The 14,613-nt window shown below is 73.0% G+C and carries 10 protein-coding genes; 3 read left to right on the top strand and 7 right to left on the bottom strand.

The genetic code is table 11. The features are described from left to right. Positions 1–8 precede the first annotated feature (8 nt). From ACZ470_RS00245 to ftsE, 3 genes are all read right to left on the bottom strand, one after another. On the bottom strand, positions 9–1,169 hold the full coding sequence (locus ACZ470_RS00245; RefSeq protein WP_468422943.1) for a S41 family peptidase: 1,161 nt from the start codon (positions 1,167–1,169) through the stop codon (positions 9–11). A 68-nt stretch (positions 1,170–1,237) separates the two neighbouring features. Further along, entirely contained in the window at positions 1,238–2,155 is a 918-nt protein-coding gene (gene ftsX, locus ACZ470_RS00240; protein ID WP_468422941.1) for a permease-like cell division protein FtsX, read from the bottom strand. Between the two features lie 29 nt (positions 2,156–2,184). Continuing rightward, complete coding sequence (gene ftsE, locus ACZ470_RS00235; RefSeq protein ID WP_030224873.1) at positions 2,185–2,874, bottom strand: cell division ATP-binding protein FtsE; 690 nt, start codon at positions 2,872–2,874, stop codon at positions 2,185–2,187. A 332-nt stretch (positions 2,875–3,206) separates the two neighbouring features. Between ftsE and ACZ470_RS00230 the strand changes: the two genes are divergently transcribed. Next, on the top strand, positions 3,207–3,398 hold the full coding sequence (locus ACZ470_RS00230) for a hypothetical protein (RefSeq protein ID WP_073932041.1): 192 nt from the start codon (positions 3,207–3,209) through the stop codon (positions 3,396–3,398). A 94-nt stretch (positions 3,399–3,492) separates the two neighbouring features. Here the strand turns inward: ACZ470_RS00230 and ACZ470_RS00225 are convergent, their stop codons facing one another. The 4 genes from ACZ470_RS00225 to ACZ470_RS00210 all read right to left on the bottom strand — a co-directional run bounded on the left by ACZ470_RS00225 (position 3,493) and on the right by ACZ470_RS00210 (position 8,940). Then, positions 3,493–4,134, bottom strand: a complete 642-nt coding sequence (locus ACZ470_RS00225) for a hypothetical protein (protein WP_468422938.1) — start codon at positions 4,132–4,134, stop codon at positions 3,493–3,495. A gap of 309 nt (positions 4,135–4,443) precedes the next feature. After that, a complete protein-coding gene (gene prfB / locus ACZ470_RS00220; protein ID WP_468422936.1) occupies positions 4,444–5,550 on the bottom strand; it encodes a peptide chain release factor 2 in 1,107 nt (368 codons plus the stop codon). Between the two features lie 367 nt (positions 5,551–5,917). After that, positions 5,918–7,162, bottom strand: a complete 1,245-nt coding sequence (locus ACZ470_RS00215) for a serine/threonine-protein kinase (RefSeq protein ID WP_468422934.1) — start codon at positions 7,160–7,162, stop codon at positions 5,918–5,920. 131 nt (positions 7,163–7,293) lie between these two features. Continuing rightward, positions 7,294–8,940, bottom strand: a complete 1,647-nt coding sequence (locus ACZ470_RS00210) for a serine/threonine-protein kinase (protein WP_468422932.1) — start codon at positions 8,938–8,940, stop codon at positions 7,294–7,296. Positions 8,941–9,403: 463 nt separating this feature from the next. Between ACZ470_RS00210 and ACZ470_RS00205 the strand changes: the two genes are divergently transcribed. Together ACZ470_RS00205 and ACZ470_RS00200 are read left to right on the top strand one after the other, a co-directional pair. After that, complete coding sequence (locus ACZ470_RS00205; protein WP_468422930.1) at positions 9,404–13,081, top strand: FHA domain-containing protein; 3,678 nt, start codon at positions 9,404–9,406, stop codon at positions 13,079–13,081. A 174-nt stretch (positions 13,082–13,255) separates the two neighbouring features. Next, on the top strand, positions 13,256–14,611 hold the full coding sequence (locus ACZ470_RS00200) for an ABC transporter substrate-binding protein (RefSeq protein WP_468422928.1): 1,356 nt from the start codon (positions 13,256–13,258) through the stop codon (positions 14,609–14,611). The last annotated feature ends 2 nt before the right edge of the window (positions 14,612–14,613 follow it).

The following is a 14,613-nucleotide window of genomic DNA, read 5'->3' as shown; positions in this document are numbered from 1 at the left end:
ACCGCGGGCTACCGGCCGAGCCCGCTGAGGACCGTCTCGGCCCGCTGGAGCGCCTCTTCGCCCGCCTCCAGGTCGGGGGTGAGGCCGCGGCCGTCGACGCCCCGGCCGGAGGGGGTGCGGTAGTGGCCGACGGTCAGCTCGGCGACGGAGCCGTCGGGCAGCGGCGTCGGCATCTGGACCGAGCCCTTGCCGAAGGTGCGGGAGCCCACGACGACCGCCCGTCCGCGGTCCTGTAGGGCGCCGGTGAGGAGCTCGGCCGCGCTCATCGTGCCGCCGTCGACGAGCGCGACCAGGGGTCTGGTGGTGTCGCCGCCGGTCTCTGCGTGCAGGGCGCGCTGCTCGCCCTCGACGTCGTACGTGGCGACCAGGCCGCCGTCGAGGAAGGCGGAGGCCGCGGTGACCGCCTCGGCGACCAGCCCTCCGGAGTTGCCCCGCAGGTCGAGGACGATCCCGGCGCCGGACGGGGCCTGCCGCACGGCGGTACCGACCTCGTCGCCGGAGCCCTTGGTGAAGGCGCCGACCTTGATGACGGTGACCCGGGAGGCGAGTTCGCGGACGGTGACGGTGTCCCGGGACAGCCGGGCCCTGCGCACAGTCTCGTGCCACGCGCGCGTGCCGCGTTCCAGGCCGAGACGGACGGTGGTGCCGGCGGTCTCGCCGGTGGTGTCGCCGCGCAGTAACGAGACGACCTCGGTGACGGGCCGTCCGTCGACCTTCTCGCCGTCGACGCTGCGCAGCCGGTCGCCCGCGCGGATGCCGGCGTCGGCGGCGGGCGTGTCGTCGCCCACCTTCGTCACCTCGATACGGCCGTCCCGCTCCCGGGCCCACAGTCCGACGCCGGTGTACCGGCCGTCCAGGGACTCCTCGAACTCCTCGTACTCGCCCGGGGAGTAGACGGCGGCCCAGCGGTCCCCGCTGCGGCTGACGGCGCGCTGGGCGGCCTCCATGGGGGAGGTGCCGTCGGCGGCGGCCTCCTCGGCCGCCTCGGTGACGTCGGCGTGGTGGCCGACGGGAGCGGCCGGAGGCGCCCCGTCCGCCGTGCTCCCGCGGTCGGCCACGGGAAGGCTGCCCGTGGCCGCACCGGCAACGAGCACGCTCGCGAACACCAAGGTCAGGGCGGCCCCACGGCGGACGCGGCGGGGCTGACAGAACGGGTCACGACCTGACATGCCGGTGAGTCTAGGACAACGCGAAGGGGCGCACGGCCGGTTGGCCGCACGCCCCCTCTTGGCAAGAGTCACACCTTCAGATACTTGCGCAGCGCGAAGAACGCGGCCAACGCCGGCATCAGGAAACTCGTCACGAGGATGAGCGGCAGATACTTCAGCACCGCGTCCCAGCCGATGAAGTTGATCAGGGTCAGCTTCTCCGACAGGGCCAGCCCATGGTCGATGATGAAGTACCGCGCGATCACCAGGAAGCCGCACGCGAGCGTGCCGCCGATGAGTCCGGCGACCGCGGCCTCCATGATGAACGGCGCCTGGATGTAGAAGCCCGAGGCGCCGACCAGACGCATGATGCCCGTCTCACGGCGGCGGCTGAACGCCGAGACGCGCACCGTGTTCACGATCAGCATCAGGGCGACGGCCAGCATGAGCGCCATCAGCGCGCGGGCGGCCCAGTTCATGCCGTTCAGCAGCTCGAAGAGGTTGTCCAGGATGCCCTTCTGGTCCTGCACCGACTGCACGCCGTCCCGCCCGTCGAAGGCGGTCGCGATGACCTGGTACTTCTCCGGGTCCTTCAGCTTGATGCGGTACGACTCCTGCATCTGGTCCGGCGTGAGGGAGCTGGCCAGCGGGGAGTCGCCGAACTGCTCCTTGTAGTGCTTGTACGCCTCGTCCTGCGACTCGTACGTCACCGTGTCGACGACCGACATCTTCTCCAGGTCGGCCTTGATCAGGCCCTTCTGGTCGTCGGTCACCGCGCCCTTGGCGCAGTTGGGATCGGACTCGGCGTCACTCTTGTTGCACAGGAAGATGGAGACGTTGACCTTGTCGTACCAGTAGCCCTTCATCGTGTTCACCTGGTCGCTCATCAGGAGCGACCCGCCGAACAGGGCGAGCGACAGGGCGACGGAGACGACGACGGCGAAGGTCATCGTCAGGTTGCGGCGGAGACCGACGCCGATCTCCGACAGGACGAACTGGGCGCGCATGGCGTCTGATCAAGCCTTTCCGTGGAGCGTCAGTGCTGGTAGCCGTAGACGCCGCGTGCCTGGTCGCGGACGAGGCGGCCCTTTTCCAGCTCGATGACGCGCTTGCGCATCTGGTCCACGATGTTCTGGTCGTGCGTCGCCATCACCACGGTGGTGCCGGTCCGGTTGATCCGGTCGAGCAGCTTCATGATGCCGACGGAGGTCTGGGGGTCGAGGTTGCCGGTGGGCTCGTCGCAGATGAGCAGCTTGGGCCGGTTGACGAAGGCCCGCGCGATCGCGACGCGCTGCTGCTCACCGCCGGAGAGCTCACCGGGCATCCGGTCCTCCTTGCCGCCGAGCCCGACGAGGTCGAGCACCTGGGGCACGGACTTGCGGATCTCACCGCGCGACTTGCCGATGACCTCCTGCGCGAAGGCGACGTTCTCGGCGACCGTCTTGTTCGGCAGCAGGCGGAAGTCCTGGAACACGGTCCCCAGCTGGCGTCGGATCTGCGGCACCTTCCAGTTGGAGACGCGGGCGAGATCCTTGCCCAGGACGTGCACCTGTCCGTGGCTGGCCCGCTCCTCGCGGAGGATCAGCCGCAGGAAGGTGGACTTTCCGGAGCCGGAGGACCCCACGAGGAACACGAACTCGCCCTTCTCCACTTCCAGGGAGACATCCCTGAGTGCGGGACGGTTCTGCTTGGGGTAGGCCTTGGACACGTTGTCGAATCGGATCACGGATGCACCACGGGTAGCCGGGGGTAGATGAGCGTGACCATACGCGACTCCGGGAGGCGAGTGCAGGCACCGGTAGGGGTTGCGCAAGACTTGCGCCATTTGTTCCGGTACCGGGTGAGGACAACCCCTTCAGGGGCGCGGGGCTGTGACATGTGCGGCTCCGCCGCGTGGGCACGACCAGCCCCCACGGCGCCGCAGCCGCGAAATCCCCGGAACCACCCCTCCGGGAGCGATCCGGCGCAGCCTCCGCAGGAACCTGGCACAGTGGAAGGGGAACGTTCGCGTAAAGGCGCGCGTTGTTCATCTGGAATCGGTGCGAGGAGGGCGAGCGCATGACGTACGACCGGCTGGTGTGCGCGAACTGCGCCGCGCCCGTGAGCGAGGGCCGGTGCCCGGTGTGCCGTGCGAACCGCGAGCGGCTGCAACAGGAGAACTTCTTCGCGGGGCTGAACCCCATGACACTGATCGCACTGCTGGCGGTGCTGGTCGCGGCGGTGGCGCTGCTCGCCCACCAGACCGTCTGACGTACGGGGACAGGGAAGGGCCCGGAGCGCTTGGTCGCGCTCCGGGCCCTTCTCGGTCACGTCACCCGTACGGTGCGTACACGCGCGGCCACCGTCAGGCGGCGGCGCCTCCGCGGCCGGTCATCAGGCGCGGCAGCACCCGGAAGCCGATACCGCCGGCGATCATCGTGGCGGCGCCGATCAGCAGGAAGGTGGTCTCGGCGGCACCGGTCTCGGCGAGCTCCTTGCCGTTGCCCTGCGCCGAGGTGGCGGGGGCTTCCTCGCCGGTGTCGGTGAGGGCGGAGGAGCCCTGGTCCTGCGGCGACGCACCGCCGTCGGGGTCGGCGGCGTTGCCGCCACCGTTGCCACCGCCGTTGCCGTTGCCGTTGCCCGGGTTCTCAGAGGGGTCCTCGGTGGGGTCCTCCGTGGGGGGCTCCTCGGTCGGAGGCTCCTCCGTCGGGGGCTCCTCAGTGGGCGGCACCTCCGTGGGAGGCTCCTCCGTCGGGGGCTCCTCCGTCGGGGGCTCCTCGGTGGGGGGCTCCTCCGTGCCGGGGATGGTGGTGGGCGGGTTCTCCTCCGGCGGCTCCGGGTCGTCGAGGTCCGCGCTGATACCGAGGTTGAGACCCTCGTTGCTCACCTCGGCCTCGCCGGTGAGGTCGAGGGCGGAAGCGGCACCGGCCGCCGTCAGCGAGGCGCCGGCCGCGATCACGGCGCCTGCCGCGATCCGTGCGACACGGATCCGCGTCTTCTTGGTCATGTGGTTGCTACCCCCAGTAGCTCATCGTCAATGAGGCGGCGCTCGGGGCCGTGATCAACGGAGGCTGCTGCGGTGAAATCGCCCCCCGGTTCACATGCGCCCCAGAGATACGCATGCCACGCTTCACCCTTCCGATTTTTCAAAAGAACGTCAAGGCCGTTGCGTACGCGATGTCCAACTAAGCCTGCTTTGCGGAACATTGAAGCTGTGAGTGTGATGTAAATCCCGGACATCCCCGGCACGCAAAAGGCAACTGCCGCCCATTGGACGGCAGTTGCCTTGTCGACAAAGCGCTCTTCGCGCGGGGAGTTACTTCTCCTGCTGCTTGCGCCAGCGAATTCCGGCCTCGAGGAAGGCGTCGATCTCGCCGTTGAACACGGCCTCGGGGTTGCCGACCTCGTGCTCCGTACGCAGGTCCTTGACCATCTGGTAGGGGTGCAGCACGTACGAACGCATCTGGTTGCCCCAGGAGTTGCCGCCGTCGCCCTTGAGGGCGTCCATCTTGGCCTGCTCCTCCTGACGGCGCCGCTCCAGCAGCTTGGCCTGGAGGACGTTCATCGCGGTGGCCTTGTTCTGGATCTGCGAGCGCTCGTTCTGGCAGGAGACCACGATGCCGGTGGGGAGGTGGGTGATGCGCACCGCGGAGTCCGTGGTGTTCACGCCCTGGCCGCCCGGACCGGAGGAGCGGTAGACGTCGATGCGCAGCTCGGACTCGTCGATCTCGACGTGGTCGGACTGCTCGACGACGGGGAGCACCTCGACGCCGGCGAAGGACGTCTGGCGGCGGCCCTGGTTGTCGAAGGGCGAGATCCGCACGAGACGGTGGGTGCCCTGTTCGACGGAGAGAGTGCCGTAGGCGTAGGGCGCCTGGACGGAGAAGGTGGTCGACTTGATGCCGGCCTCTTCCGCGTACGACGTCTCGATGAGCTCGGTCTTGTAGCCCTTCTGCTCCGCCCAGCGCAGGTACATCCGCTGAAGCTTCTCGGCGAAGTCGGCGGCGTCGACGCCGCCGGCCTCCGCGCGGATGTTGACGAGCGCCTCACGGGAGTCGTACTCGCCGCTGAGGAGCGTCCGGACCTCCATCTCGTCCAGCGCCTTCTTGACGGACTCGAGCTCGGACTCGGCCTCGGCGCGGGTGTCCGGGTCGTCCTCCTCCTCGGCCATCTCGAAGAGCACGGCGAGGTCGTCGATCCGGCCCCGCAGTCCTTCGGCCTTCCGCACCTCGGCCTGGAGGTGGGAGAGCTTGCTGGTGATCTTCTGCGCCTCGTCCGGGTTGTCCCACAGGGACGGCGCGGCCGCCTGCTCCTCGAGCACGGCGATGTCTGCCCTCAGCTTGTCGAGGTCCAGGACGGCCTCGATCGACTCCATGGTCGAGGAGAGGGACTTCAGCTCTTCGGATACATCGACGACTGCCACGCCCTCCAGCGTAACGGCTCCACGCGGTGGCCCTCGCCGGGCGGGCGTGTCCCGGTGACTGCGGGCGCGCCCGCGTAGCTGCGGGCAGTCGTGCCGCTGGGGCGGCACGGGTGGGCGCAGCGGCACCCTGTAAGCGCCGGCAAGCGGTCGTCCCTGCCCCATGGCTCGGCGCGGCGGCCCACGCACCCGGTAGCTGCGGGCAGTCGTGCCGCTGGGGCGGCACGGGTGGGCGCAGCGGCACCCTGCGAGCGCCGGGAAGCGGTCGTCCCTGCCCCGTCAGGACAGGGTTGGTTCGCCCCCGCCGCCCCTTCCCGTCCCGTCCCCGGGGCTTCGCCCCCGGACCCCCTTTGCGCAGTTCCCCGCGCCCCTAGGGGGTGGCCGGGGCTGAGTTTTGGGTGTCCCGGGGTGGGGGTGACTCGTCTTCCGTTGTGGCCAGCCAGGTGGCTACGCCGGTCGCTGTCAGGACCAGTGCCGCCACGGCCAACGTCAGCCGACGGCGGCGGGTAACCGCGCGGTTGCGGGCCGAGCCCGGGCGGGGTGCGCCGGACGCTCGGGGTGCGCGGGCCGTGCCTCGGGCGCCGCCGGCCAGCTCGTCGGGCGCCGGCACCCTCATCGACGTATGCGTGTCGCGGTTGGAGTCGGCCGGTTTCGCGCCCGGCACCAGCGGTACCGCGCCGCGGCGCCGCACCGGCTCCCCGGCGACCGGGACCGGCCCGGAGGACAGGGTCTCCTCCCCCGCCTCCTCCGCCTGCTCGGTGTCCGGCTCGTCGACGTCCAGCGGCGGCATCCCCGCCAGCATCGGCAGCAGCTCCCGCAGCCGCGCGCCCAGCTCGGAGGCGCGCAGCCGGGACGCCGGGGCCTTCGCCAGGCACTGCACCAGCAGCTGCCACAGCTCGTCGGGGATGCCGGGGAGGGGGACGACCGTCTCGGTGACGTGGCGGCGCAGGACCGCGCCCGGGTGGCCGCCACCGAACGGGGTGAAGCCCGCGAGCAGCTCGTACAGGACCGTGGCCAGCGCGTAGATGTCGACCGACGCGCGCGGCGGCAGACCCTCGACGATCTCCGGCGCCAGATAGTCCGGCGTCCCGATGATCTTCGTGGCGCGGGTGCGGCGCGGGGTGTCGATGAGCTTCGCCACACCGAAGTCGGTGAGCAGGGCGCGGTGCGAGCCGCCGGGGCCGAGCGGGCCCTGCATGTCCAGCAGCACGTTCTCCGGTTTCACGTCCCGGTGCACGACACCGGCCGCGTGCGCCGCCGCCAGACCGTCCGCGACGTCGGCGACGATCGCCACGGCGGCCTCGGGTGCCAGCCTGCGCTCCCGGTCGAGGCGGGTGCGCAGGTCCGTGCCGCGGACGAGGTCCATGACCAGCGCGAGATCGTTGCCGTCGACCACCAGGTCGCGCACGGAGACGACGTGCGGATGCTCGAGACCGAGCAGCGCCGTCCGCTCCTGCACGAAGCGGCCGACGAGCTCCTGGTCCGAGGAGAGATCCTCACGCAGCAGCTTGATGGCGACGGGCCCGTCGGGGCCCTCGCCCAGCCACACCGTGCCGGCGCTGCCCCGCCCGAGGATCTGATGGGCGGTGTACCGGCTGCCGATTCTCCGTGCCAAGACTGCTCCTACCGACGCGTGTTGTCGCTAAAACTACGCGTCCTGGGCGCCGGCCTTCACCGCGGATCCGGAAATCAGCCTTCAGATGTCGACAAATCAGCAAACAAGCCCTGTTTGGTCCCGGAGGGTCACTAGGGCTCCGACGGGCCACCCAGGTCCTCGATCCAGCCCGTCACCGAGCCGAACCAGTCGGTGAGCTGGTCCCAGTAGCCCTTGCCGGTTCCGATCCAGTCCTGGAGCGGGCTCAGCTCCCAGACCAGCCAGCCCGCGACGAACAGGATGACGATCGTGAACAGGCAGCCCTTGAGGCAGCCCAGTCCGGGGATCCGCATCGGGTTGGCGCCGCGCTGCCGCTGCCGGGGCTCACGGGGCTCACGAGCCGGACGCTGCGGCTCCGGCGCGTACCGCTGGGGCTGCGGCTGCTGGGGCCGCTGCGGCTGGGGCGGCGGCGGGGCGTACTGCTGGGGCTGGTGCTGCTGCGGGTGGCCGTACCCGGGCGCGGGCTGCTGGGGCTGCGGGCGGCGCTGCGGCGGCTGCGGCTGGGGCCGTGCGACCTGCCGCTGGGGGCGGCGGCGCAGCGGGTCCTGGTTCGGGTCGAGGTACTGGACCTGGGTCTGCTCGTTGCGGTCGCGGGCCGCGCGGAGCTGGTTCTGCCACGGGTGCGGGTCCTCGGGGCCCGGCCCGCCGGACTGGCCCGGCTGCCCGGGCGGCATCGGGGGCATGACCGCCGTGGGGTCGGCGGCGCCGGCCGGCCCGCCGGTCTGCGGCAGGACGCTGGTCGCGCCGTTGGGGTCGTAACCCCCGGCGCCGTGCGGCAGCACCTGCGTGGGGTCGGCGTCCCCGGGCGTGCCGGGTACGGTCGCGGGCGCGGGGTCGGGCGCCAGGAGCGCGCCGACGTTCTCGGCGGCGGCGATCTGCGCGGAGTTCGCGTGCACGCCGATGCCGTCGGCGACGACGCGCAGGCCCCGCGCGAGGCTCTCGGCGCTGGGCCGCTGGTCGGGGTTCTTGCGCAGGCAGCGCTCGATGACCGTCCACAGCGGGTCGGGGACGGTGGAGGGGCGGCGCGGTTCGGCGCTCAGGTGCTGGTGCAGCACCTCCAGGGCGGAGCCGCCGGAGAACGGCGGGCGGCCGGTGACCAGCTCGTACAGCAGGATGCCGGCGCCGTAGATGTCGACGGCGGAGGTCTGCGGGCGGCCCTCGGCGGACTCGGGCGCGATGTACGCGGGCGTGCCGACGAACTCGTGGGTGCGGGTCAGGCCTGGGGAGTCGGCGAGGCGGGCGATGCCGAAGTCGGTCAGCATCGGGTGCATCTCGCCGCCCTGCTGCTTCAGCAGCACGTTGGCGGGCTTCAGGTCGCGGTGCACCACGCCGTCGGCGTGGCTGGCGCCGAGCGCGTCGGCGATCTGCGCGGTCAGGAGGGCGGCGGCCACCGGAGTGAACGGGCCGTTCTCGCGGAGATGGCGGTGCAGGTCGGGACCCTCGACGAGGTCCATGACCAGCGCCAGCAGATCGCCCTCGACCACCAGGTCGCGGACCCGGACGATGTTGGGGTGGGTGAGCCGTAGCAGGACGGAGCGCTCGCGGAGGAAGCGCATCACGACGTCGGCGTCGTTCGCGAGCTCCTCCTTGAGGACCTTGATCGCGACGGTCTCGCCGGGCTGTCCGGGCACGGCCGCCTCGGCGCCCGCGGTCTCCCGCTGGCGGGCTCGCCAGACGGTGCCCGTGGCGCCGCGTCCCAGCGGCTCCTCGAGCAGGTACTTGCTGCCTACCGGCCGCACGTCATGCGCTCCCTGCTGCTTGCTTGGCGTACACCGTGGTCCACCGTGCTACGGAATGTTCCGACCCACTGTAGTGCCGCCGCGCGGGATACCGGCTGGTCGTCTTCGACGTGATCCCACTGTGGGTCTTACGTACCGGTTCCCTTCCGTGTTCGAAGAGTCCGAAGGAAAGACGCTCTACTCGGTCCGTTGGTTGCCGCGCGCCGGACGTGACCGATCTCAAGTGGCCCCGGAGCGATCATTCGCCCGTCACTGGTCAGGCACTTTTGCGGGCAGAGCCGACCAATCAAGATCATTTGATGCCCGGGGGCGGGCGCGTTGTCGGTGGCAGGTGCGAGGATGCCTGCGGTACTGGCCGTACGTGCGCGTGTGGCGGTGGGGGTGGCCCGCGGTTGGGGGACCGCGGTGTGGCTGTGGTCCCCCCGCGTCGCGGGCGCCCGCGCAGAAGGGACAGCTGACGGCGATGCAGATCCGGCTGACCGTCGTGGACCCGCTGGGCCCCTCCTCCCCCGCGCGGGAGCGGGCCGCGAGCTGCGACGTGCTGGTCACGGCACCCGCGGGCACGGCCCTGGCCGCGGTCGCCTCCGCACTGGCCTCGGCGGTCTCCGGCGGCGACGGCCCGTCGGGCTCCTCGGGCACACCGGTGCTGTACGCCGGTGACCAGCGGCTCGACGCCCAGCGCTGCACGCTGGGCGAGCCGCCCCTGATCGACGGCGCGGTGCTGGCCGTGGGCGCCCCGGGCGAGCCCGAGCCGCACCCCGAGCTGGACGAGACCCCGACCCGGCTGCATGTCGTCGCCGGTCCCGACGCGGGCGGGGTGCATCTGCTGCACGGCGGGGAGATCCGCATAGGCCGGTCGGCCGACGCCGATGTGCCGCTCGACGACCCGGACGTCTCCCGGCTGCACTGCGCGGTGACGGTCGCCTCCGACGGCCGGGTCTCGGTCGCCGACCTCGGCTCCACCAACGGCACGACCCTGGACGGCCGGCGCGTGGGCCCCCGCCCGGTCCGTCTCGCGCCGGGCGCGCTGCTCCGCATCGGCGAGTCGGCCCTGCGCCTGACCCCGGCGGCGGGACCACGCGCCCGCGCGGCGACCACGCCGGACGGCGAGGGGCATGTGCGGGTGCGGGGTGAGGACACGGGGGCGGCCGTCCCCGCCAGGGAGGTCCCGCTTCCGCGGGTCGCGCCGACGGAGGCACCGTCCGGGCCCACGCACCACGCCTATGGTTCTGCGAGCCGACCGACGGGCGACGGGCGGATGTCGGAGGGGGAGGCTCCGGCCGGATGGTCCGCCGGCGGGCGGCCTCATGCCGGGCAGGGCTCGACGGCCCTCGGCGACCGCACCCCGGGCGCCACGGACGCCGGGCGGGCGCGGATGGTGCCGGGACAGAGTTCGACGGCCTCTGGCGACCGCACCCCGGGTGCCACAGACGCCAGGCGGGCGCGGACGGTGCCGGGCCAGGGCGGCGCGCCGGAGGGGCAGGCGCCGGACGGACGGTCCGGAGGCGGGCGGCCGCATGCCGGGCAGGGCGGGGCGCCGGGGGGCGAGCGGCAAGGGAGTGGTTCGGGCGGGCGGACCGTGCGGATCGCGGCCCAGGGGGACGTGCCGCGTGTGCCCAAGGGGCGGCGGGTGTCGCAATACGGGCCCGTCGGTGACGAGACGCACGCGGGGGGCGGGTCACTCGACGCGGGGTTCGGCGTGCGCCCCGGTTCCGTCGATCCCGGGCACCGGGCCTCCGACGCGGCTCACGGCGACTCCCGGGACGAGGCGCCCGCCGCCGCTCCCGGCGGGCGCACCGCCCGGGTGACCGGTGACGCCCGCGGCGCACACCAAGGCGGCGAGGTCCCCGGCACCCGCAAGGGCACCCCCCTGCGGGGCACCGACCTCCCCCAGCCGCCGAGCGGGCGGAAGCGCGGCGGGATCGGGGCCTGGGCGCGGCGGCTGGCCGGCGGGCGGCAGGAGCGGGAGGCCGTGCGGGACGGCGGCCACGGCGAGGAGTCGCGCGGGTTCGCGGACGAGCCGTCACCCCTCGCCCCCGTGCTGCCCGACACCTGGCCGGACCCCGCCACGCTGCTGCTGACCGCGCTGGGCCCCGGACCCCGGTTGTGGGAGCGCGGGCCGGGTCACCCGGAGGCGCTCGCGGTGCGGCTCGGCACGGCCGACCGGCCGGCACCGGACGGCTCCGGTCTGCTGCCCGCCGTACCGGTGACCTCGGGTCTGCGCGAGGTCGGCGCGCTGGGGCTGGCCGGGCCGCGCGACCGTCTCGCCGGGCTGGCCCGCGCGGTGCTCGCCCAGCTCGCCGCGCTGCACTCCCCCGACTCCCTGGAGATCGTCCTGATCGCCGCGGACCACTCCCGCCCCCTCGCGGAGCGCACCGCCGAGTGGTCCTGGCTGGGCTGGCTGCCGCATGTGCGTCCGGGGCACGGCCAGGACTGCCGGCTGCTCCTCGCCCACGACCGCGAACAGGCCACGGCCCGCGCCGACGAGCTGCTGCGCCGGCTGGCGGACCACGACCACGCGGCCCCGGCGGGCCCGACCCCGGCCGGCTCCGGCGAAGGCCCGTACACCGTGGTCGTCGTGGACGGCGACCTTGGCGGCGCGGATGTGCGCGAGGCCGTGGCGCGGCTGGCCCTGGAGGGCCCGCGCGCCGGCATCCACGTGGTGTGCCTCGCCGAGACGGCCGCCGCCTCCCCCGCGTCCCCGGTGACGGAGACGTACGAGGCGGCCTGCGCGGTGGCGCCGACGTTCCGGCAGTGCGGGTCCGTCGCCCTGCTCAGCGGGGACGTGGCGACCGCGCTGCGCGTGCTGCGGGTGGCCGGCCCCGGCTCCGGGACACCGCCCGGCCCGGTCGGCCACGGCACCCTCGCCACCGTCGACGCGGTCTCGCCGGCCTGGGCCGAGCGGTTCGCGCGGGCACTCGCGCCCCTGCGCACGGACGGCACCGGCGGCGAACGGCACCCGCGGGTGTCCGCGCCGCTCCCCCAGTCGGCGCGGCTGCTGGACGAACTGGGCCTGGCCCGCGCCACCCCGGCCTCGCTGATGGCCCGCTGGGCCGACGCCGCCGACGACACCCGGGCGCTCGGCGGACGCGTCACCGCCATACTGGGCGCCGGACCGCGCGGCCCGGTCACCGCCGACCTCGCCGCCGACGGACCGCACCTGGTCGTCGAGGGCCCGTCCGGCAGCGGCCGTACGGAACTGCTGCGGGCGGTCGTCGCCTCGCTGGCCGCCGCCGAGCGTCCCGACCGGCTGGGCATCGTGCTGGTCGACGGCCGGGGCGGCCCCGCGACGGGCGCAGCGCCCGGTGAGGGCCTGCGCGTGTGCACGGACGTACCGCATGTCACCACGCATCTCACCGCCAACGACCCGGTGCTGATGCGGGAGTTCGCGCAGTCCCTGACCGCCGAGCTGAAGCGGCGCGCGGAGCTGCTGGGCCGGTCGGACTTCGCGGAGTGGCACACCGGGCGGGAGCTGTCGGACCGTATGGTCGCCCAGCGCACGGCCGCGTCCCGCGCGGGGGCGGCGGCCGGCGGGGAGCAGAACGGGGACCTCGACGCGCCGCCCAGTTCCACGCTGCGGCTGCGGCCGGGGGCGGACCGGCGCAAGACGGAGGCCGCGCCGCCGCTGCCCCGGCTGGTGGTGGTCGTGGACGACCTGGACGCGCTGGTCTCCCCGGCGCTCGGCGCCCCCGGGCGGCCCTCCGCCGGCTCGGTGACGCGGGCGCTGGACGCGGTGGCCCGGGACGGCGAACGGCTGGGCGTGCATCTGGTGGTGGCCACCGGGCCGTGCGCCCGGACGGCACAGACCGAGCCGGTGCGCCGGGCGTCGCTGCGGGTCACGCTCGACGCGCCCGTTCCGGGCGGCGGACCGGACGACCCGGCGCCGGGCCGCGGCCGGCTGGCTCACGCCGACGGACGGGAGACGGCCTTCCAGGGCGGCCGGGTGACGGGCCGTATCCCGCGGACGGCGACGCTGCGGCCCACGGTCGTCCCCCTGGAGTGGCACCGCATGGGCGACCCCCCGGCCCGCCGCCAGGTCCGCGAACTCGGCAACGGCCCGACCGACCTGGCCCTCCTCGCCAGCGCGTTGGAGCGGGCCGCCCGCCAGGTTGCGGCGGCCGAGGTGCCGTCACTTCTGTAACACGCGTACCACTGCCGGGAGTTGTCCCACACCTTCCCGCCCCGAGGAGTCACGACGCGGTCACGATCGCGGACTTGACACGGGACGCGCTCTTGCCACCCCCACCCCCCGGGCGTAGACCAGAGCGCACGGGACAGCGCTCGACGTTCGACGAGTACGAAGAACGGGGCAGTGATGCGCAGAACGAGCAGGATCAACCGGATACGTGGAGCCGCCGCGCTCGCCGCGGGCGTGCTCGCGGTCTCGCTCACCGCGTGCGGTGGCGACGACGACGGCGGGGGCGAGGAGGACAAGGGCGGCGGGACCGGCAGCGCCACCGTCACCCTGCCGAAGCTGGACGGCGAAAGCCTGGAGGTCGCCGCCGTGTGGACCGGCGCCGAACAGGCCAACTTCAAGAAGGTCCTCGCGGAGTTCGAGAAGCGCACCGGTGCCAAGGTGACCTTCGTCCCCGCCCAGGACCCGATCATCAACTTCCTCGGTTCCAAGATCGCGGGCGGCGCCCCGCCGGACGTGGCGTTGCTGCCGCAGCCGGGCGCCATCAAGCAGGCCGTGGAGAAGGGCTGGGCCAAGCCGCTGGGCGCCGAGGCGACCAAGGAGCTCGGCGAGAACTACTCGCAGGGCTGGCAGGACATCGGCAAGGTCGACGGCAAGCAGTACGGCGTCTACTACAAGGCCGCCAACAAGTCGCTGATCTGGTACAACGCGCAGGTCTTCGAGAACGCCGGCGCGGCCGAGCCGAAGACGTGGGACGAACTGCTCACGGCCGCGCAGACGGTGTACGACTCCGGTGTCACCCCGTTCTCGGTCGGCGGCGCCGAGGGCTGGACGCTGACGGACTGGTTCGAGAACGTCTACCTCTCCCAGGCGGGCCCGGAGAAGTACGACCAGCTCGCCCAGCACGAGATCAAGTGGACGGACCCCTCCGTCAAGGAGGCGCTGACCACGCTCGCCGAGATCTGGGGCAAGAAGGACTATGTGGCGTCCGGCGCGCTGGGGACCGATTTCCCGACGTCCGTGACGCAGACCTTCACCGGTGGTGACCAGCCCAAGGCCGGCATGGTCTACGAGGGCGACTTCGTGCAGGTCAACATCGGCGAGACCAAGGCGGAGATCGGCACGGACGCGAAGGTGTTCCCGTTCCCGGCCGTCGGCGACACCGCGCCGGTGGTCTCCGGCGGTGACGCGGCCGTGATCCTGGAGGACTCGAAGGCGGCGCAGGCGCTGGCCACCTTCCTGGCCTCCCCCGACGCGGCGGCGATCCACGCGAAGCTGGGCGGCTTCCTCTCGCCGAACAAGAGCATCGATCCGTCGACGTACCCGAACGACGTGCAGAAGAAGATCGCCGAGGCGCTGATCGCGTCCGGCGACGACTTCCGCTTCGACATGTCCGACCAGGCCCCGCAGGCGTTCGGCGGCACGCCCGGCAAGGGCGAGTGGAAGGCGCTCCAGGACTTCCTGAAGAACCCGAAGGACATCGCCGGCACGCAGGCGAGGCTGGAGGCCGACGCGGCCGCGGCGTACGGGAACTGAAC

Source organism: Streptomyces sp. NPDC031111 (genome assembly GCF_055570675.1).
This window is presented reverse-complemented; position numbering and strand designations above follow the sequence as displayed.